The sequence below is a fragment of the Streptomyces sp. NBC_01142 genome, from assembly GCF_026341125.1.
Taxonomy (GTDB): Bacteria; Actinomycetota; Actinomycetes; order Streptomycetales; family Streptomycetaceae; genus Streptomyces.
Genome location: NZ_JAPEOR010000001.1, coordinates 2,601,393 through 2,624,214, shown reverse-complemented (window position 1 = coordinate 2,624,214; position 22,822 = coordinate 2,601,393). Strand labels below are relative to the sequence as shown.

The window sequence follows — 22,822 nt, the reverse complement described above, 5'->3', positions numbered from 1 at the left end:
CGGCAAGCTACTGGACGGCCCTGCTGTCCGCCGTGGTGATGATCCTCGGGCTGACCTCCGCGGTGGCGTACGGCAGGACCGACGAACGGGCGGCGGACCAGGTACTCACCTGGACGGCCGGCGACCCCATCGACCGCTATCTCTCCTTCCCCGCCACGGCGGTTGCGGGAAGGACGACCATCGTCTTCGAGAACAGCAAGGCGACCGGCAACACCACCGGTATGCCCCACACGCTGACCTTCGACGTCTCCGATCCCGAGTACAACAACGACGTACCGCTGAACATCCTGGCCAATCCCAACGACGACCAGGGCGGCAAGCACACCGCCGAGGTAACGCTCGCCCCCGGCCGGTACCGCTTCCACTGCACCATCCCGGGACACGGCTCCATGCAGGGGATCCTGACCGTCACCGAGGGCGGCGGCGAGGACACCACCGCGCCCGACACATCGGCGAAGGTCGAGGGCGACAGGAACGCCGACGGCGCGTACGTCGGCCAGGCCACCGTGACCGTGTCGGCGACCGACACGGGATCGGGTGTCGACAAGATCGAGTACGCGGTCGGGGCGGACGGCCCCTGGCAGGCGTACACCGCACCCGTCGTGGTCGACCAGGTGGGTACGCACAGGATCCGCTACCGGGCCCATGACAAGGCCGGGAACGTCGCGGCCCAGAAGGCGGTGGACTTCGCCGTCGTCGCTCCGCCGACCGACGACAAGACCCCGCCGGAGACCTCGGCGACGGTCAGCGGCGAGAAGGACGAGCAGGGCAGGTATCTGGGGATGGCCACGGTCACGGTGACCGCCTCCGACACCGGCTCGGGCGTCAACACCATCGAGTACGCCATCGGGGCGGGCGGCGCCTGGCAGCCGTACACGGCCCCGGTGATGGTGCACGAGACGGGCACGCACAAGGTGCGTTTCAAGGCGACCGACAAGGCCGGCAACGCGGCCGCCGAGAAGGCCGTGGACTTCACGGTCGTCACACCGCCCGCCGAGGACAAGACCCCGCCGGAGACCTCGGCCGGAGTGACGGGTGAGAAGAACTCCGACGGCGCCTACATCACCAGTGCCAAGGTGACGCTCACCGCCACCGACGCCGGCTCGGGGGTCGACAAGGTCGAGTACTCCCTCGACGGCGGGCCGTACCTCGCGTACACCACTCCCGTCATCGTCGACCGGGTGGGCTTCCACACCGTCCTGCACCGGGCGAGCGACAAGGCGGGCAACACCTCCGAGGCGAAGAAGGTGTCGTTCACCATCGCGGAGGGCGGCGGAGTCCCGGCGCCCAACTGCCCGGAGTTCGACGAGCGGTTGACGGTGATCGTCGGCGCGGTCGACACGGGAGTGCCCAACCGCATCACCCGCAGCCGCTGCACGATCAACGAGCTGATCGAGGACGAGAAGGACTGGGCGTCCCACGCGCTGTTCCTCAAGCATGTGGACAAGGTGATCGACAAGCTGCTCGCGGACGGCGTCATCGACCAGCGCGAGCACAAGAAGATCTACAAGGCGGCCAAGCAGTCCGGCATCGGCAAGCCCGGCCAGAACACCGGCTACCGCGATCTGTTCGACGGCACGCAGGCGTCGTTCAACACGTGGCAGCACGTGGGCGGCGGGTCCTTCGGGCTCAGCGGCGACGGTGCCATGACCAGCAGCACCACCGTGCCGGGCATGGGCATGCTGTGGTTCCCGCAGCGGCAGTACGGAGACTTCTCCCTGAAGCTCCAGTGGCGGGACGACGCACCGGGCGCGGGCAACGCCAACGGCGGTGTGTTCGTGCGCTTCCCGTACGTCCACAACAACCCGGAGGAGTCGCGTCCGGAGTGGGTCGCCATCAAGTACGGCCATGAGGTGCAGGTCCTGGACCGTCCTGACGGCGACATGTACAAGTCGGGCTCGGTCTACGGGTTCGACCGGGTGGGGCTCGGCGGTGCGGGTGTGACGCCGAAGGGCACCTGGAACGACTACGAGATCCGGGTGGTCGGCCAGCACTACTCGGTCTACCGCAACGGCGTGCTGATCAACGAGTTCGACAACACCGGCGGCCAGGCGTTCGTCCCGCCGCGCGGCGACGACCCCGGCACGGACGGCCGGCGGTTCTCCTCCGGCTACATCGGGCTCCAGGTCCACGGCACGACGGATGTGATCTCGTACCGCAACATCCGGGTCAAGGAGCTGTAGCCCTCGGCCCTGCTCCCGCTGGGCAGTGGCCCCCTTCCCGCATCGGGGGAGGGGGCCATTGCCAGTGGGTGCGCAGAGTGGTGATCACTGGCATCACACCTGGCCGGGCTCCTCGGTCTGCTTCTTGGCACGGCTGGGCTGGACCCGCTTCGGCTCCCCCGGCATCTTCGGGTAGTCCGGCGGGTACGGCAGGTCGCCGAGGCCGTGGTCGCGTTCGTCCTTGCGGGCGAGCTCCAGCAGGGTGTCCAGCGAGAAGGCGTGGTCGTCCATGTCCGCGTGCACATCACCCAGTTCGGCGAAACGCGCGGGCATCGTGACCAGGTCGAAGTCCAGGGGGGATACGTCGTCGACCTCGTCCCAGCGCAGGGGCGCCGAGACGGGGGCGTGCGGGCGGGGGCGTACGGAGTAGGCGGAGGCGATCGTGCGGTCGCGGGCGGTCTGGTTGTAGTCGACGAAGATCCGCTCTCCGCGCTCCTCCTTCCACCAGGCCGTGGTCACCCTGCCCGGCATGCGCCGCTCCAGTTCGCGGCCCACCGCGATGGCCGAGCGGCGTACACGGGTGAAGTCCCAGCGCGGTTCGATCGGTACGAAGACATGGAGGCCGCGGCCGCCCGAGGTCTTGGGCCAGCCACGCAGGCCGTACTCGTCAAGGAGGGCCCGCAGTTCGTGAGCGGCCCGGACGGCATCGTGGAAGTCGGTGCCGGGCTGCGGGTCCAGGTCGATGCGCAGCTCGTCGGGGTGGTCGACGGCTCCTCTGCGTACCGGCCAGGGGTGGAAGGGCAGGGTTCCGAGGTTGGCCGCCCAGATCACGGCGGCGACCTCGGTGGGGCAGATCTCGTCGGCCGAGCGTCCGCTGGGAAAGGAGATATGGGCGGTGGGAATCCAGTCGGGGAGGTTCTTGGGGGCGCGCTTCTGGAAGAAGGACTCGCCCTCGACACCGTCCGGGAAGCGCTCGAGGGTGGTCGGGCGATCGCGCAGGGCGCGGATGATCCCCTCGCCCACGGCCAGGTAGTACTGGGCCACGTCCAGCTTGGTGAAGCCCCGCTCGGGAAAGTAGATCTTGTCCGGGTTGGACAGCCGTACGGTCCGCCCGCCGACCTCCAGTTCCACCGCTGCACCCATGTGCGCCACCGTAGGCCGAGCGTAGATATGTCGCATATCGGGCAGAATCGATGCATGGATCTGCCCGTGATGCCACCCGTGAAGCCCATGCTGTCCAAGCCCGTGAAGAAAATCCCGCCGGGTATGCAGTACGAGGCCAAATGGGACGGCTTCCGCGCCATCGTGCACCGGGACGGCGACGAGCTGGTGATCGGCTCCAGGACCGGCAAGCCGCTCACCCGCTACTTTCCCGAGCTGGTCACCGTTCTGTCGGCCAACCTCCCCGACCGGTGTGTCGTCGACGGCGAGATCGTGATCGCCCACGAGGGCCGGCTGGACTTCGACCGGCTCACCGAGCGTATTCACCCGGCCGAGTCCCGGGTGAGGATGCTCGCCGAGCAGACCCCAGCGAGTTTTGTCGCCTTCGATCTGCTGGCCCTCGGTGACGAGGCCCTGCTGGACGCCCCGCTCTCGGTGCGGCGCACCACGCTGGCAGCCGCGCTGGCCGACGCCGAGCCGCCCGTGCATCTTGCGCCCGCGACCACGGACGCGGAGCTGGCGCAGGAGTGGTTCGAGCAGTACGAGGGCGCCGGGCTCGACGGAATCATCGCCAAGCCGCTGGACATGCCGTACCGGCCGGACGCCCGCCTGATGTACAAGATCAAGCACGAGCGGACGGCCGATGCCGTCGTGGCCGGCTACCGCTTCCACAAGAGCGGTCCGGTGGTCGGTTCGCTGCTCCTCGGCCTCTACGACGACTCGGGCCGTCTGCAGCACGTCGGCGTGTGCGCCGCGTTCTCCATGAAGCGGCGCGAGGAGCTGGTGGCGGAACTGGAGCCGCTGCGCATGGGGCCGGCAGAGGGCCACCCATGGGCGGCGTGGGCCGACGAGAGTGCCCATGAGGGCGCACGGCTGCCCGGCGCGCCGAGCCGCTGGTCGGGCAAGAAGGACCTCTCGTGGGTTGCGCTGCGGCCCGAGCGGGTGATCGAGGTCGCGTACGACCACATGGAGGGCGACCGTTTCCGGCACACCGCGCAGTTCCGCCGGTGGCGGCCGGACCGGGACCCCTCCGGCTGCACCTATACGCAGCTGGAGGAGCCGGTGCGGTACGACCTGGCCGAGGTGCTCTCAGCTCCCGGAAGGTGAGCAGGGACCGTCACTCGGACTGCCGCTCGGCGCGGGTGACGGAGATTGCGTGCCCGGCGCGGACGGCGCGTCCGAAGGAGACGGGTCCGGAGACGGTGAGGGGCAGGCCGAGTCCGAGGGGCTCGGGTCGGGGCTGGGATCCGGGCTCGGACCGGGCCCGGGGCCCGGGCTCCCGCTCGGGCCGGGCCCGGGGCTCGGTCCCGGCGAACCGCCCGGGTCCGGGGACGGCGATCCGCCCGGCGAGGGGCTCGGGCCGCCCGTCGGCGGCACGCTCGGCGAGCCGGAAGGACGCGGCCCGATGATGATGTCGCCCCCGCCGCCCGGTCCGCCGCCCGTTCCGCCACCGACCGGCAGCGTGGCCGGGGTCTTGCCGCCCGCACCCGGGCTGGTGGGCAGGACACCCTGGCCGTCCGGCACCGGATGGGTGCCCTTCCGGTAGAACTCCAGCCACGCCAGGACCGTACGCAGATACTCCCGCGAGTGGTTGTAGGAGAGGATCGCCCGGTCCAGATCGGCCTTGACCGCCAGATTCCGGCCGTCGGCGCAGAGATAGAGGCCGGCGGCGAGCGCGGCGTCGTGGATGTTGTGGGGGTCCTTGCGTCCGTCGCCGTTGGCGTCCTGGCCCCACCGGGCCCAGGTCGACGGGATGAACTGCATCGGCCCCACCGCGCGGTCGTAGCGCGTATCACCGTCGTAGGCACCCTTGTCGGTGTCCGGGATGTTCGCGAAACCGACGCCGTTGAGGACGGGTCCCAGGATCGGCGAGAGCGTGGTGCCGTTGGCGTCGACGCGGCCGCCACGCGCCTGCCCCGACTCGACCTTGCCGATCGCCGCGAGCAGGTGCCACGGCAGCCGGCAGCCGGGGTCGATGCGTCCGATGCGGGTCTCCGCTCCGCGGTAGGCGGCGAGGACCGTGGCGGGGATACCCGACTCCGCCCGGATCCGGCCCAGTTGGACAACGCCGGAGGGGCTGGGACCGGTCCCTACGGAGGGGCGGAGCGGCGGAAGTTCAGTGTGGTACGAATCGTCGTTGCGCGGTTCGGCCCAACTCCCGTTTTCTGAAGGTGTGTTGTGCTGCCGCACCGGCTGGGCACGCACGAGACCGGGCGCCTGCGACGCCGTGAGCGCGGCCATCGCCGCCACCGCCGCCACGGTGCCGGCCAGGCCCCTGCGCATCCGCTCCCCGCCCGGCCTCATGAGCCCGCCCCGAAGGTGTCGATGGCGGCGATGCGCCAGGTCCCGTCGCCCCGCACCACGTCCACGGCGAGCATGGCGGCGGCGTATGTCGTCTCGTCCTTCGACGCGGTCCGGGTGTTGCTCTGGTCGGCGAAGACAAGCATGCGCGCCCGGTCGCCGTCGATCAGCTCCACCCCGCTCTCCGTCACGGTGGTGGTGAGGACCAACTTCTGCTTCGGGCCCTCCTTGCGTACGGCGGCGAGCATCTCGCCGTGCTGCGCCACCGCCTTGCCCCTCAGATGCGCCTTCACGGCCTGCTCCAGGGCGCCGGGGTTGGCGAAGTTGTACGAGAAGACCGCCTCGACGGCCTGGGTGACCTGCCCCTTGACCTCGCTGGTGCGGGCGATGTCGGTGAGGGCCGTGTTGCGCGTGGCCGGCTCGTCACGCAGGCCGGACGCCTGAGCGCCGGCGAAGGCGGCGAAGCCGCCGAGCAGGACGGTGAGCACGCACAGAACCGCGGTCAGCCGAATCCTGCCGCGGGGCTTCTCGCCGGAGGCCGACGGATGCTCGGCACTGACCGGTAACCCGGCACTGACCGGTATTCCGACCCTGTCCGGCCTCGCTGTCCCGCCCGGCTTCTCCGTGCCGCCCGGCTTCCCGGCCCTGTGCGGCTTCTCTGTCCGGTCGGGCTGCTCCGGCTTCCGGTCCCGCAGCGGTCTCCGCGGCGGCGCGGGCGTGGACGCGGGGGTCTCAGGTGTCGCAGGGGCCTCAGGTGCCGCGGGGGCCTCAGGTGCCGCGGGCGTTGTGCGTGCCGCGGTCGCCAGTCGCCGTTGGCGGTTGAGGAGATGACGGGTCGTCGACATGTCCGGGGGTCCTCTCGCTGTTCACTCGGCCGCGGTGTTGCCGACCGGCGCCTGGCCGAGTGCGCTGAGCTTCCAGCCCTCGGACGTACGGGTGAGCTCGCCGAGCATCCGGCTCTCCTTCTGCGCCGGCTTGCCCTTCGGCGCGGTCACCGTGATCCGCAGGGCGACCAGCACGCTCGCCCTGCCGGCCCGGTCGTCCAGTTCCCTCACCGCGCCCGACAGCACCTTGGCGCTGGTGACCGTCCTGGACTGCTGGATCTGCTTCTCGAACTCACCGCGCCCTTGGGTCAGTTGCTTGCGAAGATCCCCGGTGGCCGAGTCCTCCCAGGTGTCGAGCCCGCGTCCGAGATCGCGGTGGTCGAGGGTGTTCATGTTCTGCACCGCCTGCTCGCCCGCGGCCAGCACCTCGTCCCGCTCCTGCGCGTACGCGAGGGAGTCGTCGTGCGCCGCCCCGTACCACGACCAGCCGCCCCATCCCGCGAAACACCCCGCCACGACTGCCAGTGCGAGAGCCACCGCCGTCAGCGGATTCCGCGTCGTCCGTGCCATGGACCCTCTGGACCCCATGGATCTCTCCCCCTCCCCTACCGGGATGTGATGTCGACGATCTGCCAGCGCCCGTCGCTCAGTTCCGCGGTGACCGACAGCTGGGCGGCGGTGGTGACGGGCGGTTTGCCCCGGCGTTCGGCAACCTGGTCGAGGAAGACCAGGAGGTGGGCACCGCGGTCGGTCAGCCGGGTCACTCCGGCCCGTACGACGTGGGTGGTGAGCGTCAGCTTCTGCTCCGCAGCCCGCTTCTCGACCTGCCCGAACAGCTCGCCGTACTGGCGGGCGGCCTTTCCGGCGAGCAGTTCCCGTGCCGACTGGCGGGTCGCTCCCGTGTTGGTGGGCGCGTACGAGAAGACCTTGCCGAGCGCACTGCTGACATCGCCGATCACCCGGGTGGTGGCCTCGGTGTCGGTGAGCGCGCGGTTTCCGGCGGCCGGAGAATTGGTCAACTCCCCGACCCGGAACAGGAGTCCGGCTCCGCCCAGCGCAAGCGCGAGGACGGCGGCGACGACCGCCGGGACGAGCCATCGCGGAGTCCGGGCACCACGACGTGGCTCCGGCTCGGGCTCATCGTTCTCGGGCGACGAACGCGGCGCCGGTAGGTGGACGGCCTTGACCTCTTCGCCCGTACTCATCCTCGGCCTCCTCCCATGCCCCTCACGCCCCGCCGACCGGAATCGCGCTGAGTGCCGTGACCTTCCAGCCGTCCGCGGTGCGGGCAAGCGTGGCTTCCAGCCGCTTGCGGTCGGTGCCGGCCGCACCGCTGCCCGGGCTGATCTCGACCCGTACCGTGGCGATCAGTTCGGCCGTACCGGCCCGGGTGTCGAGCGCCGTGAGGGCCGCGTCCGTGACGGTGGCGCGCGCCGTCGTGTCCGTCGTGGCCCTGGACCGCTTCAGCTCGTCGCGCAGCGGCCCGGTCGAGGCGTCGAGCCACTGGCGGCGCCCGGCATCGGGGTCCTTGGCATCGAAGCTGGTGAGCCGGGCGATGTGCTCCCGTCCGTCTTCCAGTGCCTCGTCACGGTTGGTCGCGTACGTCAGCGAGTCGCCGCCCCTCGCCTGCCCGTACGACCATCCGGCGAAGGCGCAGAACAGCACGGCCAGGACCACCGCGGACCAGGCGGCAAGGGCGGCCCGGCCACCTGCTCCGCCGCCACGCCTGCCCGCGCTAGTCATGCGCTGCCCCCAGCCCCAGCAAGCCGCCCAGGCCGGACGAGGAGTCCGGGACCGCGGGCAGCCCCAGGGCTCCTGGGAGCCGGCCTCCCGCGGCGGCTCCCAGGAGCATCGCGCCGGGCCGCGCGGGATCCGGCACGGGCCCGCCGCGGGGCGCGTTCGCGCTGCCGCGGACGTTGATGCCGCTGCCCGGCGAGGAGGCGCAGCGGGCCCTGGTGTTGAGTGCGGGCGCGGGCGAGGTGTCGAGACCGTTGCGGTAGGTGGTGCCGCCGTATCCGGCGGTGCAGGGCAGCGGCTCGAAGAAGGTCACCGACATACCGAAACTCGCTCCCTTGGCCGTAACGGCGGTCGAGCCCGCGGCGGCGACAGCGGGGAGCTTGACCAGCAGTTCCTCCATGCCGCGCTGCCGGGTCACGGCCACCTCGGAGGTGGTCAGCAGATTGGCGACCACCACGGCGAAGCTCGGGTCGAGGTCGCGCAGCAGGCCGCTGATCTGGCCGGCCGCGTCCGGCGCGGCGGCGATGAGCTTGCGCAGGTCGGCGTCGGAACCCTTGAGCTGTCCGGCGAGTTCTCTGGCGCCGGAGGCGAAGGACTTCAGCGCCTGGCCCTGCTCGGCCTGGGTGCGCAGCACCGTCTCACCGTCGGTCATCAGCCGGGTGTTGACGGGCAGTGCCTCGTCGGCGGCAAGGACGAACTCGTTGCCGTTGTCCAGCAGCACCTGGAGGTCGTCGCCGCGCCCGGTGAGGGCGGCGCCGAATTCGTCGACGACGGTCCGCAGGGACTCCAGGTCTACGGAGGAGGCCAGCTCGTCGACGCTGGTGAGGACTTCGGTCACGGGCGCGGGGACACGAGTGTCGGACTGGGCGATCACCGCGCCGTCCCGCAGATAGGGCCCGTCGTCGCCGGCCGGCCGCAGGTCGATGTACTGCTCGCCCACCGCGGAGAGGCTGGCGACGACGGCTTCGAGGTCTGCGGGGATCCGCGGCGCGGAGTCCTTGATCCGCAGTTCGGCCTCGACCCCCTCGTCGGTCAGCCCGATGGGTCCGACGCGGCCCACCGACACGCCTCGATAGGTGACGTTGGAGTGGGTGAACAGGCCGCCGGTCTGCGGGAGTTGGACCTTGACCGTGTAGTAGTCCCGCATACCGACGTAGTGGCCGAGGTCCGCGTAGCGGATGCCGATGAAGCCCAGCACCAGAACACCGATGATCAGGAAGGCGATGTTCTTGAGGCGGGTGGCGAGGGTGACCATCAGTTGCTCCCTTCCCCTTCGGGCACGGTCACCGAAGGCAGCGGCAGCGGGGCCGGCGGCGCACCGCCCGTCCCCGCCCGCGCGGACGGTTTGTCCTCGTCCGGCTTGTACTCGGGGATGATCGTCGTCCCCGGCACGGCCGTGACATCCAGATAGACGTTGAGGTAGTCGCCCTTCACCCCGCGCAGCACCTCGTCGGTGAAGGGGTAGGTGAGCAGCACCTGGAGCGAGTCGGGCAGTGCCTGCCCCGAGTCGGCGAGCGCCTTCAGGGTGGGCGCGAGCGCCTTGAGGTCGGCGATCGTGTCGTCCTTGCTCCTCTTGACGGTGTCGACGGCGACCGTGGAGAGCGTGCCGAGCGCGCGGAGCATCGTCAGCAACGAGCCGCGCTGCTGCTCCAGCACCTTCAGGCCCGGGCTGAGCCCGGTGAGGACCTGGCCGACCTCTTGCTTGCGGGTGGCGAGTGTGGCGGCGAGCCGGTTGACACCGTCGAGGGCTGCGGTGATGTTCCCCTTGTTCCTGTCGAGGCTGGTCACCAGCGTGTCGACCCGCTTCAGCATGGAGCGGACCTTGGGTTCTCTGCCCCCGACGGCCTTGTTGAGTTCGGTGGCAATGGTCTTGATCTGGTTGATGCCACCGCCGTTGAGCAGCAGGGACAGCGCACCGAAGACCTCTTCGACCTCCGGGTTGCGGTTGGTACGCGTCATCGGGATGGCCGCTCCGTCGGCGAGCCTGCCCGTGGCCGTCTGTGTCGTGGCGGGCGGGGAGAGCTGGATGTACTTCTCGCCGAGCAGGCTGGACTGTTCGAGGTGGGCGAAGGCGTTGGCGGGCAGTTTCACCTGACCGTTGATGCGCATGGTGACCATTGCCGACCAGTCGTCGGGGCTGAGGGTGATCTTGGTGACCCGGCCGACGGAGACATCGTTCACCTTGACCGCGGACTGCGGGACCAGGCTCAGCACATCGGCGAACTCCGCGGTGATCTCGTACGGGTCGTCCCCGAGGTCCGCCCCGCCGGGCAGCGGCAGCTGTTCGATGCCGGACACCTCGGGCATCGAACAGCCGGAGACGGTCACCGCGAGGCAGACGGTCAGGGCGAGGACCGGGGCGAGACCGGGGCCGGTACGCATGCCTCTCGTACGCGCCCCTGCCGTACGCGTGCTGCTTGCCTGCGCCCCTGTCGTACGCGTGCCCCTCCTACGCGTGCCTCTCAACGGGAGGCCCCCTTCCGCTGCTGAGGGGTGCCGTAGACCTTGCCGACGGGCGGCAGCGGCAGGCTGGGCAGTGCCTTCTGCCGGGAGGCCGTCACCGGCACCAGGCCGTCGAGGGAACCCGTCCCGGCCGGGATGACGATCTCCGGGCCGAAGCTCAGCTCGTTGATGTCGGCGCGGCCGTTGAGGGTGCGGTGCACTGGGTCGTACGCGTTCAGCACATTGCCCGCCGCAAGCGGCACGGTGTCCATGGCCTCGGCGAGCGAGGCGCGCTGGTCGACCAGGGTCCGGGTGAGCGGAACCAGCGCGTCGACGTTCTTCTTCAGGCTGCCGCGGTTCTCCTTGATGAAGCCCTTGACCTTGCCCAGTGCGGTGCCGAGTTCCTTCAGCGCGGCGCCCAGGTTCTCCTTGTCCTCGGCCAGGAACCCGGTGACGGTGGCCAGTTGCTGTTCGGCCCTGGCCACGTTGCCGTCGTTCTTCTTGAGCATCGCGGTGAAGGACTGGAGGTGGGCGAGGGTGGCGAAGAGGTCGCCGCTGCTGCCGTCCAGGGTCTTGGCCGCCTTGCCGAACTGCTCGATGGAGTCGCCGATCGCCTTGCCGTTGCCGTCGAGGTTCGCGGCTCCGGTCTCGAAGAGACCGGCGAGCGCGCCCTGCGCGTTGGCGCCCTTGGGGCCGAGCGCGGTGCTGAGCTCGGTGATCGACTCGTACAGCTGGTCGACTTCGAGTGGCATGGCGTTGCGCGCGGCGGGCAGCACCGCGCCGTCCTCGATCCGTTCCCCGCCGGTGTAGGCGGGGGCGAGCTGGATGTAGCGGTCGGCGACGACGCTGGGCGCGACGACGACGGCGTGCGCGTCCTTGGGGACCTTGACGTCCTCGTCGAGCAGCAGGGTCACCCTGACCTGGTCGCCCTGTGGCCGTACGGTGTCGACGGTGCCGACCTTGACGCCGAGGACCCGCAGCTCGGAGCCCTCGTACACACCGGTCGCCCGGCTGAAGTAGGCGGTGATACGGGTGGATCGGGAGTCCTCGAGGGCCAGTACTCCCGAGGTGCCCGCGACGGCGACGACCGCGAGGCCCGCGCCGATCCCGACGATGCGCTTGAGGTTCACGACGCGCCGCCTCGGGGCTTGGGCGGCATGCATCCGGTCGTCGGAGGCGTACCGGCGGGCAGATAGTTCTTGGGGACGAGGCCGCAGACATAGCTGTCGAACCAGCGGCCGTTGCCGAGGGTGTTGCCGACGAGGCGGTAGTACGGCCCGGCGAGGGCGAGAGTTCGGTCGAGGCTCTTGCGGTTCTTCAGCAGTACCCCGGTGACCTTGCCGAGGGCGTCCAGAGTGGGCTTCAGCTGCTGCTTGTTGTCCTGGACGACACCGGTGAGCTGGATGCCGAGGTCCCTGGTGCCGGTGAGCAGCAGATGGATGGCGTCCCGCCGTGCCTGGATCTCGCCGAGCAGCAGGCTGCCGTCCTCCAGGAGCGTCTCGAAGCTGCTCTTCTTCCCGGCCAGGGTCTTGGTGAGCTGTTTGCTGCCTCGGAGCAGTTGGGCGAGCTGGGCGTCCCGGTCGGAGACGGACCGGGAGAGCGCGGAGAGCCCGGTCGCGGCGCTGCGGACGTTGGGCGGGGAGTTCTTGAAGGTGGCGGAGATCGTGTCGAAGCTCTTGGCGAGCTGCTCGGTGTCGATCTTCCCGATGGTTTCGCCGAGTCCGTTGAAGGCCTGGGTGACGTCGTACGGGGAGGTGGTGCGGCCGGCCGGGATGCGCTCGGCGGGGTCCTGCCTGCGGGTGCCGAGCGGGTCGAGTGCCAGGTACTTCTCGCCCAGCAGCGTCTTGATGGCGATGGCCGCGGTGCTGGAGTTGCCGATCCAGGCGTCCTTCACCGTGAAGCTGACCTTGACCTTGTCGCCGTCGAGGCCTACGGCGGTGACCTCGCCGACCTTCACTCCGGCGATCCGCACCTCGTCCCCGTCGTCGAGGCCCGCGGCCTCGGTGAAGTCGGCGGTGTAGGTGGTGCCGCCGCCGATGAAGGGAAGGGATTCCGCCCGGTAGGCGGCGATGCCGAGCAGCGCCAGGACCAGCAGACCGACCAGGCTGACCGCGACGGGGTTCCGTTCCCGTACGGGCTTGATGCGGCCGGTCCGCAACGGGCCGAGCGTGAAACGGGGAATCCTGATCGTCTTCATCCCAGGCACCTCGACTCGGTGATGCCGATGCCGGTGAGCGGCTTGCTGCCGTCCGAGGTGGCGACTCCGGTGACCTTCGCCTCGCAGAGATAGAGGTTGAGCCAGGATCCGTAGGAGGCGAGACGGGAGATGGCCTGCATCTTGGCGGGCGTCTTCCGCAGGAAGTTCTCGATCGCGGGACTGTTGTCGCCCAGTTGCCTGGACAGCCGCCCGAGTTCGGCGATGTTTTGCTTGAGCGGCTTCCGGCCGTCCTGAAGGAGGTCGGCGGTGACGGTGGTCAGGTCGCCCATGGCGACGACGGCCTGCCCGAGCGGTTTGCGGTCACCGGAGAATCCCGTGACCAGCTTCTGGAGGGTGGTCACGAGGTCGTTGAATCCGGCTTCGCGGTCGTTGACCGTCTTGAGCACGGTGTTGAGGTTCTTGATGACCTGGCCGATGACTTTGTCCTTGCCTGCGACGGTGGTGGTCAGCGAGCCCACATGTCCGATCAGGCTGTCGACCGTGCCGCCCTCGCCCTGGAGGACCTGGACGATGGAGCCGGCCAGGTCGTTGATCTCGTTCGGCGAGAGTCCTTCGAACAGCGGCTGGAAGCCGTTGAAGAGCTGGGTGAGGTCGAGTGCGGGGGTGGTGCGCTCCAGTGGGATGGTGTCGCCTGCGGCGAAGCTTCGGCCGACCGGTCCGGCGCCCTGGTCAAGGTCGATGTAGCGCTGGCCGACCATGTTGAGGTACTTGATGGACGCGGTCACCGAGGCGGGCAGCTTCCGTCCCTTCCGGACACTGAAGCCGACCTCGGCAACACGGCGGTCAGCAACCCTGATGGACTCGACCTGGCCGACCTTGACCCCGGCGATCCGTACACTGTCGCCTTCGATCAGCCCTGTGGCGTCGGAGAACCGCGCCGTGTACGGGGCGGTGTCGCCCACTCCCGTATGGCCGATGCTGAACGCCAGGACGGTGGTGGCCAGTACGGTCATCACGATGAAGGCGATCGACTTGACCAGCGGTCCCGCGATGCTGCGGCGCTTCACTTGAGCTTCACCTCCGCACCTCGGAAGACCGGCCCGGTGAGCACGGCGCTCCAGTCGGGCAGGTCCTGGGGGGCTTTCTTCAGCACGGGCGCCAGCAGTTCGTTGACGAGCCGGTTCTCCTGCGGCGAGTTGGGCAGTCCGAGGTTCTCGGCCGCGGCGGCGGCCGCCGCGGGGGCGGGCCTGCCGGTGTACGGCACGGTGTAGCAGTGCGGTCCGCCCCCGGCTCTGTAGACCGGGGTGTCCTTGCCGGGCGCGTAGGCGCCCAGGGAGGGCACGGAGGTCACGTTCACATGGAGTCCCGGCTCATGGGTGCCCTTGCCGAGCGCCTTGTCCATGGCGGGCACGAACCCGGCGAGGGTGCGCAGGGTGCAGGGGAAGGAGGGCGAGTACCGCGCGAGCAGCTCCAGGGTGGGCCGGCTCACCGAGGCGAGTCGGATGAGGTTGCCCTTGTTCCGCTGGAGGAAAGTGGTCAGGTCCTGGGCGGACCTGGTCGTCGAGCCGTAGAGGCCGGCGAGTTCGGCGTGCTGGTCGGCGATGGTGCCGCTGGTGGTGGTGAAGTCGGTGAGCGCCTGGAGAACGTCCGGGGCCGCGTCCGCGTAGAGGTGACTGACCTTGACCAGCTGGGCGATGTCCCGGTTGAGGACGGGGAGTTGCGGGTTGAGTCGCTTCAGGTGCGCGTCGAGGGTGATGAGGGTCTCGCCGAGCTGGTCGCCGCGCCCTTCGAGGGCCTGGGAGACGGCTGTCAGGGTGGCGGAGAGTTTCTCCGGCTTGACGGCGGTGAGCAGCGGCAGCACGTTGTCGAGCACCTGCTCCAGCTCGATGGCGTTGCTGGAGCGGTCCTGGGGAATGGTGTCCCCCGCCTTGAGGGTGTGCGGCGAGGGGTTGCGGGCGGGCGGTACGAGCGCCACGAAACGTTCGCCGAACAGGGTGGTCGGCAGCATCTGCGCGGTGACATCGGCCGGCACCCTGCTGAGCTTGTCCGGCCGGATGGCAAGGGTGAGGCGGGCGCCTTCGCCGTCGGCGTGGATGTCGCGGACCTCGCCGACGACGACGCCGCGCAGCTTCACCTCGGCGTTGGTGTGCATTTCGTTGCCGACGGTCCCCGCGAGGACGGTGACGGTGGCGTCGTCGGTGAACTCCTTGTCGTACACGGCGACCGAGAGCCACACCAGAAGGACGGGCACCAGCAGGAAGACCACACCCGCGAGCCGTCGGCGTACCGTCTGCGCGCTCATCCGGCCACCTTCACCGTCGTGGTCGCGCCCCAGATGGCGAGGGAGAGGAAGAAGTCGGTGACGCTGATCAGCACGATGGCGTTGCGTACGGAGCGGCCGACGGCGACGCCCACGCCCGCCGGGCCGCCGGTGGCGCGGAAGCCGTAGTAGCAGTGCGCAAGGATCACCAGCACGCTGAAGATCAGCACCTTGAGGATGGAGAGCAGGACGTCGTCCGGGGAGAGGAAGAGATTGAAGTAGTGGTCGTAGGTGCCCGCGGACTGGCCGTTGAACAGCACGGTGATCCAGCGGGAGGCGAGATAGGAGCTGAGCAGGCCGATCGCGTACAGCGGGATGATGGCGACGACTCCGGCGATGATGCGGGTGGTGACGAGATACGGCATGGAGCGCACGCCCATCGCTTCGAGGGCGTCGACCTCCTCGTTGATGCGCATCGCGCCGAGCTGGGCGGTGAAGCCTGCGCCGACGGTGGCGGAGAGGGCGAGTCCGGCCACCAGCGGGGCGATCTCGCGGGTGTTGAAGTACGCCGAGATGAAGCCGGTGAAGGCGGAGGTGCCGATCTGGTTGAGGGCCGCGTATCCCTGGAGTCCGACGACCGTGCCGGTGAACAGGGTCATGGCGATCATCACGCCGATCGTGCCGCCGATGACGCCGAGGCCGCCGCTGCCGAAGGCGACCTCCGCGAGCAGCCGCTGCACCTCTTTGAGATAGCGGCGCAGGGTCTTCGGGATCCAGATCAGGGCCCGTACGTAGAAGGTGAGCTGGTCGCCGGAGCGATCGAGCCAGCCGAGCATCGGCATCTCTCAGCCCCCCTTCGCGGGGACGATCTGCAGATAGATCGCCGTGAGGACCATGTTCACGAAGAACAGCAGCATGAAGGTGATGACGACGGACTGGTTGACCGCATCGCCCACGCCCTTGGGGCCACCGCGCGGGTTGAGGCCGCGGTAGGCGGCCACGATGCCCGCGATGAAGCCGAAGATCAGCGCTTTGAGTTCGCTGATGTAGAGGTCGGGCAGCTGCGCGAGGGCGGAGAAGCTCGCGAGGTACGCGCCGGGGGTGCCGCCCTGCATGATCACATTGAAGAAGTAGCCGCCGAGAGTGCCGACGACGGAGACCATGCCGTTGAGGAGTACGGCGACGAACATGGTGGCCAGCACCCTTGGGACGACCAGGCGTTGAATGGGCGAGACACCCATGACCTCCATGGCGTCGAGCTCCTCGCGGATCGTGCGGGAGCCGAGGTCGGCGCAGATCGCGGAGCCGCCGGCGCCGGCGATCAGCAGGGCGACGATGAGCGGGCTGGCCTGCTGGATGACCGCGAGGACGCTGGCGCCGCCGGTGAAGGACTGGGCGCCGAGCTGCTGGGTGAGTGAGCCGACCTGGAGGGCGATCACCGCACCGAACGGGATCGAGACAAGGGCGGCGGGCAGGATGGTGACGCTGGCGATGAACCAGAACTGCTCGATGAACTCCCGCACTTGGAAGGGCCTGCGGAAGACCGCCCGGGTCACGGCGGCAGCCAGCGCGAAGAGCTTCCCGGTCTCGCGCAGCGGCGCGAGAGCTTTGAGGGGAGGCCGGGGCACGGGCGGGGGACGGTCGGGCGGCGCGGTGGGTCGCACCGGCAGCTGCGCGGTCATGTCGCCACACCGCCCCCGGCCGGGGCATAGCTCTGCATGATCGCTGTACGGGCGGCCTCCGGAAGCTGAGCCATCATGCCGAGCACCCTCTGCCGCCGGCGCTGTACGGCCTGGCGCACCGGCATGCCCGGGGAGGGTTCGAGCTGTGGGGCCAAGCGTTTGAGGTCGGGGCCGCTCGCCCGTGAGCCGCCGGCACTGCGCTGCTCCAGTGCGAGCGTCGCGGCGTCCTTCTCCTCCGACATCCCGATGGGGCCTTCGCGGCGTCCGCTGAGGAACTGCGCGACCACCGGTTCCTCGCTGGTGAGCAGCACTTCACGCGGCCCGAAGGTGACGAGGTTGCGGCGGAAGAGCATCCCCATGTTGTCGGGGACGGTGGCGGCGATGTCGAGATTGTGGGTGACGATCAGCATCGTCGCGTCGATCTGTGCGTTCAGGTCGATGAGGAGCTGGGAGAGATACGCGGTGCGGACCGGGTCGAGTCCGGAGTCCGGCTCGTCGCAGAGGATGATCTGCGGGTCCAGGACGAGGGCGCGGGCGAGGCCCGCGCGTTTGCGCATTCCGCCGGATATCTCGCCGGGCAGTTTCCCTTCGGCGCCGAGGAGTCCGACCATGTCCATCCGCTCCATGACGGTGCGGCGGATCTCGGACTCCTTCTTGCGGGTGTGCTCGCGCAGCGGGAAGGCGATGTTGTCGAAGAGCGTCATCGACCCGAAGAGCGCGCCGTCCTGGAACATCAGGCCGAAGAGCTTGCGCGTTTCGTAGATGTCGCGCTCGGAGCTGTTCACCATGTCGACGCCATTGATGAGGACGCGGCCGTTCTCGGGTTTGAGGAGCCCGATGATCGACTTGAGGAACACGGTCTTTCCCGTGCCCGAGGGGCCGAGCATGACGCTGACTTCTCCGGCCGGGAGGGTGAGCGTGACGTCCTGCCAGATGTTCTGCTTGCCGAAGGATTTCGTGAGCCCGTCGACCACTACCTCGATTCCCATCTCACCTCCCAGTCCAGATGACTACACACGTGTTCAGAAAGTGGCAGAAGTGCACCGGGGGCCGCACGCACGCTACGTTCGCGCACACCGCCGGGGCAAGCATGTGAACAGCGGATTCAGGACGAACTGAACCGCTTGTCACTCCATGACAATTAGGCCGGGAAACCTTGTCCGCGAATGCGTAAGCGGCGTGCGCGTGCGTGCTTGCGCGTGTGCGTGTGCATCCGTGGGCCGGTCCGGTTCGGGGGTCAGCTGCCAGGAAGTTCGGGCATGGTCGGCGGGCAGGGGGTGTTGGTCTGGCTCGGCACGCAGACGGTGCCCTGGTTCATCTCGATGTGATTTCCCGGACCAGAGATCGAGGCGCTGAACAGCTGGTCGAGGTCCTCACCCCCGGTGCCGCATCCGGAGAACTCTGGAATGGTGACAGGGCCACTGAGCGGTCCTCCCAGGAACACGTTGGGGTACGCGGGGAAACGGCCGTTGAGTTTCACCTTGAAGGGCCGTGCCGTCCGGCAGTCGGCTCCGACGTCCAGGGGGGTGCCATTGACGCTCACGTCGTACAGACGCAGTGACTGATAGAAGCCGGCGACAGCGAAGTCGACCTTGTTCGGGGGGCTTCCGTAACTTCCCGTGGAGATGACCAGCGGACCGTTCGTGAACTCCACTTTCGCCGTGACCGGTTGAAACCCGAAGGTCAGGAAGGTGGATTCGGCATCGGGAAGGTCCAGCTCCCCGAGGGAGTCGATTCGTACGAACGCGCCGCCTTCCTCCGTCTTCTTCCGGCTCAGCACACGCTTGTTCGCCAGCACATTGATCAGTTCCGGGTTCTTCCCCGGATCATTGATGATCATCGCGCCGTGCAACTTGTGGACATTGGCGAGTCCGACGGCGTAGGCACAGCCGTGCACACCGGGCGAGTTGGTGACTTTCGGCGGCGCGCCGGGCGGGGGCGGGTACACGAGGGAGTCGTCCAGCTCTCCCGTCGGCCGCTCCGCGGGACAGACGTCGTTCACCGGCGGCGGTGACGGCTCGACCGCGATGGGGCCGCTCTGCCCCTTCCCCGGCTCTTCCGGTCCACCCTGACCACCCGGCGTGGGGGACGGCGACGAGGGCGGACCGGATTCCGCCGGCACCGCAACGCTCGCCAGCCGGGCGTCCTGTCCGGCGGCGGGCTGGCAGGAGATGGCCGGGAGCGGCAGGCCGTCGGGCTGCCCCTGCCCCTCCTCCTGGCCTGTCTGCGGGCGCAGTGCGAGCGTGAAGTCGCTTGCTGTGAAGGTCACTTCGCCCGGGGCGGTCACCGTGACCGAGGGCACAGGCCCCTTGTGGAGCAGTTCCAGATCGCCGGATTCCGGTAAGGGGGTCAGCGGTGCGACCAGGTCCGGCCAGCCGGCTTCCACCGTATTGCCGTTCTGTGCCACCCGGGTGGTCAGGTCTGCCGTGCCGGCGATCGCCGTCGTACCGGCCGGCAGCGCGCCGTCGAGTACGGAGAGGGGAATGGCCGCCCGCAGCGTGGTCTCACCGGGCTGGATGGGCCGGCCGACGGCGCCGGCGTCCGGAAAGACCCCGGCGAAGCCGACACGGACGTCCTGGACCCCGGAGGGGAACCGGCACTGGTACGTCACCGTGACGCCGGCGTCGCGCGCCTGCGCCGTGGTGGAGCCGGGTCCGGCGAGTACCCCGGCGAGCAGCCCGCCCACACCCAGCACAGCCACGCGGGCGGCGCGTCGAGGCCCCCTCGACTCCCTCATCGCACATCGTCCCTGATGAGCTCTTCTCCGAGGGTCTGCACGTTCCGGCTCCTTTTCCGCTGCCTCTGGTCCGAGGGACCCCGTGCCCCACTCCGGAGGAGGTCACGGGGTCGACGACGGCTCTGCCCGCCGGTCCGCCTCAGTCCTTGGTGATGGTCTGGCCCGGCGAGACGTCGTAGGAGGCCTCGAACAGGGCCTCGTCGCCGTCATTGATGATGCCGAGGCAACTCGCGTTCGAGGCAACCAGGGAACCGCCGTCGATGACCAGCTTGTCCGTGCTGTTCTCCCAGTGGCCGGTCACGTCGCCGCTGAAGTCCGCGTCACATCCGAAGCCACTGATGTGCGCCCGGACACCGCTGATCGATCCGTCGACCCAGTCCGGATTGCCGGGATTCACATCGGAGACATTCAGCTTCCACGGCGTGCTCGAAGTGGTGACCTCGAAGGAAATACCGGCCACGGAACAGTCGGTGAAGCCGAGGTTGTTGATGTCGCCAATACCGTTGCCGTCCAGACCGCTTCCGCTCTTGAGCGTGCCGGCTGCGTCCGACGACGCGCACTCGAGCGTGGCGCTGGGAACGCTCAGGGTGGGATTGGCCGCGACGGCCGCGAAGTTCCCGCCGGGCGATACCGTCCAGGTGGCCAGTGTCGTGGCCGAGGCCGAGGTCACAGTGAGTCCGACCGCCGCGGCGAACGCGGCAGTGGCGATCATGGCACTTCTGGCAATTCTTCGCACGGGTAGTTCCTTTCAGGGGGGAGTTGGCGTACCTGATTGACCGCTCTCCACCCGAACAGGCTGAAAAGCGATAGCGGCTCACTTCATGGAACGCGGTCGAATTATTTCGGCCACCCGGTCGAGCACCTTGCGGAAGTGACGTTACGAGCGGGTAACCGGCCACGCAATACTGGTTCCAGAGTTTCCTGCAACCTGCCTACCAGCGGGTATTTTCTTATCGCCCCGCCAACAGATCGCCATGAATTCTTATCCGGAAGTGAGCACCCCCGCCCCATCCGTCCGCCCCCCCGTCCGCCGCGCGCGGCCCGCCCCCGGCCACCGTCCGCGCCATCCCGCCCTGTCCCAACTGCTGTGCAGGCGCCCTGGTCTGGTCTATGTTCAGCACTCCACGAAGTCGTCACGCCCGTCGGTCCGTGGGAGCGCTTCCCCCGCAGTTCCATCCCCCACCGGACGCCCGGAGATCGAGGGGAGAAACATGTCGAGAAGTACGCAGCCGTCCGACGCGGGAGAGCCTCTGGGCCCCCTCCCCCAGGAGTTCGCCGCGATATTCCGGCCCGAACTGCCCAGCCTGATCAAGGAGATCGGCATTGAGGTCATCCGCGCGTACCCCGAGTACGGGCGGCTCCTCAACGGCCCCTACGGCCAGGCCATCCAGGTCGGCGTCGAGCAGAACATCTCCGTCTTCGTCGATCAGGTCGCCTCGCCCTCCGCCCCCTCCCCCCTCCGCGACGAGATGTGCCGCCGCTTCGGCAGGTTCGAGGCGTACGAGGGACGCAGCCTGGAGACCCTGCAGGGCGCGTACCGGCTGGGTGCCAGGGTGGCCCTGCGGCGCGCGAAACGGGTGGGACGGCGCTACAACCTCTCCCCCACCCTGATGCTCAGCTTCGCCGACGCCCTCTTCGCGTACGTCGACGAGCTCGAAGCCCTCACCCGGGAGGGCTACTTGGAGGTCCTGTCACCCTCCGTCGCGCGGGCGGAGACGCTGCGCCGCCGACTGCTCCACCTGGTCCTCGCCGGGCCGCCCGTGCCCCGCACGGCCATCGCCGAGCTCTGCGAACAGACCGGCTGGCCGCTGCCCGAACGGGTCACCCTCGTCGCCCTGCGCTCTCCGGCAGAGTTGTCCGGATCGGATCTCGACAACGGTGTCCTGGTCGACTTGGGCAACCCCCAACCGCACTTACTGATCCCGGGACCGTTCGACGCCCAGCGAAGACACATGCTGGAACAGGCGCTGAGCGGCACCCGGGCTTCCGTGGGACTGACCGTGCCGACCGCGACCGCCGCGGACTCGATCCGCTGGGCGCGCCGCCTCTTCGACTTCATCGACGCAGGCGCCATCGACGACTCCCCTCTGGTCTGCTGCGCGGACCATATGCTCACCCTCTGGCTGCTGGCCGACCCGGCGCTGCTGGACCAGCTCACCGAACGGGAGCTCGCGCCACTGGCCGGCCTCACCCCCACCCGCCGCGACCGGCTCGTCGAGACGCTCCGGATCTGGCTCGACACCCGTGGAACGGCCGCCCAGATGGGCGAGCTCCTCGATGTGCATCCGCAGACCGTCCGCTACCGGCTACGCAATCTCGAGTCCATCTTCGGGACTCAGCTCACCGACCCCGAGGGCAGGTTCGCGACGGAGGGTGTACTGCGCGCGCTGCATCTGCGCGAGCGCACCGACGGCTCCGGGCCGTGACGACCGTGCCGGGTCACTTTCCCGTCAGGCGCGCACTCGGGGCGGCCCCGACGAGGCGGCGACTGCGGAAAGACCTCCTCCCGTCAGGATCTGTGGATGGCAGGCTCTCTAGACTCCGCAAATGATCAGTGATTCTCTCCATCTGACCGTTCTCGGCAGCGCGACGCCGTATCCGAGCGTGGACAATCCGTGCTCCGGCTACCTGGTGACCGGCGGTGACGTGCGGTTGTGGATGGACGCAGGCACCGGGACGCTGGCCCAGCTCCAACGACACGTCCGGCTGGACGAGCTGGACGCGATCTGGATCTCGCACCTCCACGCCGACCACAGCGCGGACCTGCTCACGGCCTACTACGGCGCTCTTTTCGCCGACGTACGGCTCACGGCACCGATTCCTCTGTTCGGCCCGCCAGGAATCGCCGATCGGCTCGCCCATTTCCTCACCAACACCTCCGTCCGCAGTCCGGTCGAGTCCGCTTTCGCGGTGCACGAGTTGTACGACGGTCACCGGGCCGAGGTCGGCCCACTCACCTTGACCAGCCGGGCAGTCGCGCACGGCATGCCGGCCTTCGCTCTCCGCGTCGAGGCCGGGGGCCGGGCGCTGGTCTACTCCGGGGACACCGCGCCCTGCGCGAACCTGACCAGCTTGGCCGACGGCTGCGACGCCCTGCTGTGCGAGGCCGAGAGTGCGAGCGCCCCGACGCGCGGCGAACCTGTTCACCACACGCCTGAGGACGCCGGAGAGACGGCCCGCTCGGCGAGGGCGGGCCGGTTGATCGTCACGCACGTCGGCCGTTTCCTCACCCCGGAGAAAGCGCTGGTGCGCGCCGGCACGCGGTTCGAGGGCCGGATCGACTACGCGGCCCCCGGCAGCAGCTTCTCGATCTAGGCGAGGAGCTGGCGGGCGCCGGAGTCGCGCAGGGTCCCTCGAT

The 22,822-nt window shown here is 69.2% G+C and carries 21 protein-coding genes; 4 read left to right on the top strand and 17 right to left on the bottom strand.

What is annotated here, in order from left to right:
- Positions 1–38: 38 nt before the first annotated feature.
- Positions 39–2,183, top strand: coding sequence for a family 16 glycoside hydrolase (locus OG883_RS11965; RefSeq protein WP_266541449.1), 2,145 nt, complete (start codon positions 39–41; stop codon positions 2,181–2,183).
- 93 nt (positions 2,184–2,276) lie between these two features.
- Here OG883_RS11965 and ligD read toward each other — a convergent pair whose 3' ends face one another.
- A complete protein-coding gene (gene ligD, locus OG883_RS11960) occupies positions 2,277–3,305 on the bottom strand; it encodes a non-homologous end-joining DNA ligase (protein ID WP_266538881.1) in 1,029 nt (342 codons plus the stop codon).
- Between the two features lie 54 nt (positions 3,306–3,359).
- Between ligD and OG883_RS11955 the strand changes: the two genes are divergently transcribed.
- Positions 3,360–4,430, top strand: a complete 1,071-nt coding sequence (locus tag OG883_RS11955) for an ATP-dependent DNA ligase (protein WP_266538878.1) — start codon at positions 3,360–3,362, stop codon at positions 4,428–4,430.
- Here the strand turns inward: OG883_RS11955 and OG883_RS11950 are convergent.
- The 16 genes from OG883_RS11950 to OG883_RS11875 all read right to left on the bottom strand — a co-directional run bounded on the left by OG883_RS11950 (position 4,413) and on the right by OG883_RS11875 (position 20,176).
- Positions 4,413–5,627 (bottom strand): lytic transglycosylase domain-containing protein, encoded by a 1,215-nt coding sequence (locus OG883_RS11950; protein ID WP_266538874.1) that lies wholly within the window; start codon positions 5,625–5,627, stop codon positions 4,413–4,415. The two genes, OG883_RS11955 and OG883_RS11950, sit on opposite strands and share 18 nt — an antisense overlap.
- A complete protein-coding gene (locus OG883_RS11945; protein ID WP_266538871.1) occupies positions 5,624–6,469 on the bottom strand; it encodes a hypothetical protein in 846 nt (281 codons plus the stop codon). The genes OG883_RS11950 and OG883_RS11945 overlap by 4 nt, the downstream gene beginning before the upstream one ends.
- 21 nt (positions 6,470–6,490) lie before the next feature.
- Positions 6,491–7,036, bottom strand: a complete 546-nt coding sequence (locus OG883_RS11940; protein WP_266538868.1) for a hypothetical protein — start codon at positions 7,034–7,036, stop codon at positions 6,491–6,493.
- A 17-nt stretch (positions 7,037–7,053) separates the two neighbouring features.
- Positions 7,054–7,653 carry a hypothetical protein gene (locus OG883_RS11935; protein WP_266538865.1) on the bottom strand — a complete coding sequence of 200 codons (600 nt, stop codon included), beginning with the start codon at positions 7,651–7,653 and terminating at the stop codon, positions 7,054–7,056.
- Between the two features lie 22 nt (positions 7,654–7,675).
- Entirely contained in the window at positions 7,676–8,191 is a 516-nt protein-coding gene (locus tag OG883_RS11930; RefSeq protein ID WP_266538862.1) for a hypothetical protein, read from the bottom strand.
- Positions 8,184–9,440, bottom strand: coding sequence for an MCE family protein (locus tag OG883_RS11925; protein WP_266538859.1), 1,257 nt, complete (start codon positions 9,438–9,440; stop codon positions 8,184–8,186). Before OG883_RS11925 ends, OG883_RS11930 begins: the two co-directional genes overlap by 8 nt.
- Positions 9,440–10,567, bottom strand: a complete 1,128-nt coding sequence (locus OG883_RS11920) for an MCE family protein (RefSeq protein ID WP_266538856.1) — start codon at positions 10,565–10,567, stop codon at positions 9,440–9,442. The genes OG883_RS11925 and OG883_RS11920 overlap by 1 nt, the downstream gene beginning before the upstream one ends.
- Before the next feature lie 80 nt (positions 10,568–10,647).
- Complete coding sequence (locus OG883_RS11915) at positions 10,648–11,757, bottom strand: MCE family protein (RefSeq protein WP_266538853.1); 1,110 nt, start codon at positions 11,755–11,757, stop codon at positions 10,648–10,650.
- Entirely contained in the window at positions 11,754–12,824 is a 1,071-nt protein-coding gene (locus OG883_RS11910; RefSeq protein WP_266538850.1) for an MCE family protein, read from the bottom strand. The genes OG883_RS11915 and OG883_RS11910 overlap by 4 nt, the downstream gene beginning before the upstream one ends.
- Positions 12,821–13,852 (bottom strand): MCE family protein, encoded by a 1,032-nt coding sequence (locus OG883_RS11905; RefSeq protein ID WP_266538847.1) that lies wholly within the window; start codon positions 13,850–13,852, stop codon positions 12,821–12,823. Before OG883_RS11905 ends, OG883_RS11910 begins: the two co-directional genes overlap by 4 nt.
- A complete protein-coding gene (locus OG883_RS11900) occupies positions 13,849–15,087 on the bottom strand; it encodes an MCE family protein (RefSeq protein WP_266538844.1) in 1,239 nt (412 codons plus the stop codon). The genes OG883_RS11905 and OG883_RS11900 overlap by 4 nt, the downstream gene beginning before the upstream one ends.
- Positions 15,084–15,887 carry an ABC transporter permease gene (locus OG883_RS11895; RefSeq protein WP_266538841.1) on the bottom strand — a complete coding sequence of 268 codons (804 nt, stop codon included), beginning with the start codon at positions 15,885–15,887 and terminating at the stop codon, positions 15,084–15,086. The genes OG883_RS11900 and OG883_RS11895 overlap by 4 nt, the downstream gene beginning before the upstream one ends.
- Positions 15,888–15,890: 3 nt before the next feature.
- Complete coding sequence (locus OG883_RS11890; RefSeq protein WP_266538837.1) at positions 15,891–16,727, bottom strand: ABC transporter permease; 837 nt, start codon at positions 16,725–16,727, stop codon at positions 15,891–15,893.
- Positions 16,724–17,716 (bottom strand): ABC transporter ATP-binding protein, encoded by a 993-nt coding sequence (locus tag OG883_RS11885; protein WP_266538833.1) that lies wholly within the window; start codon positions 17,714–17,716, stop codon positions 16,724–16,726. The genes OG883_RS11890 and OG883_RS11885 overlap by 4 nt, the downstream gene beginning before the upstream one ends.
- Positions 17,717–17,964: 248 nt before the next feature.
- A complete protein-coding gene (locus OG883_RS11880) occupies positions 17,965–19,464 on the bottom strand; it encodes a DUF6801 domain-containing protein (protein ID WP_266538830.1) in 1,500 nt (499 codons plus the stop codon).
- 139 nt (positions 19,465–19,603) lie between these two features.
- Positions 19,604–20,176, bottom strand: a complete 573-nt coding sequence (locus tag OG883_RS11875; protein ID WP_266538827.1) for a hypothetical protein — start codon at positions 20,174–20,176, stop codon at positions 19,604–19,606.
- A 499-nt stretch (positions 20,177–20,675) separates the two neighbouring features.
- Here OG883_RS11875 and OG883_RS11870 point away from each other — a divergent pair, with 499 nt between their 5' ends.
- Complete coding sequence (locus OG883_RS11870; protein ID WP_266538824.1) at positions 20,676–21,890, top strand: helix-turn-helix domain-containing protein; 1,215 nt, start codon at positions 20,676–20,678, stop codon at positions 21,888–21,890.
- 121 nt (positions 21,891–22,011) lie between these two features.
- Complete coding sequence (locus tag OG883_RS11865; protein WP_266538820.1) at positions 22,012–22,779, top strand: MBL fold metallo-hydrolase; 768 nt, start codon at positions 22,012–22,014, stop codon at positions 22,777–22,779.
- Positions 22,780–22,822 lie beyond the last annotated feature (43 nt).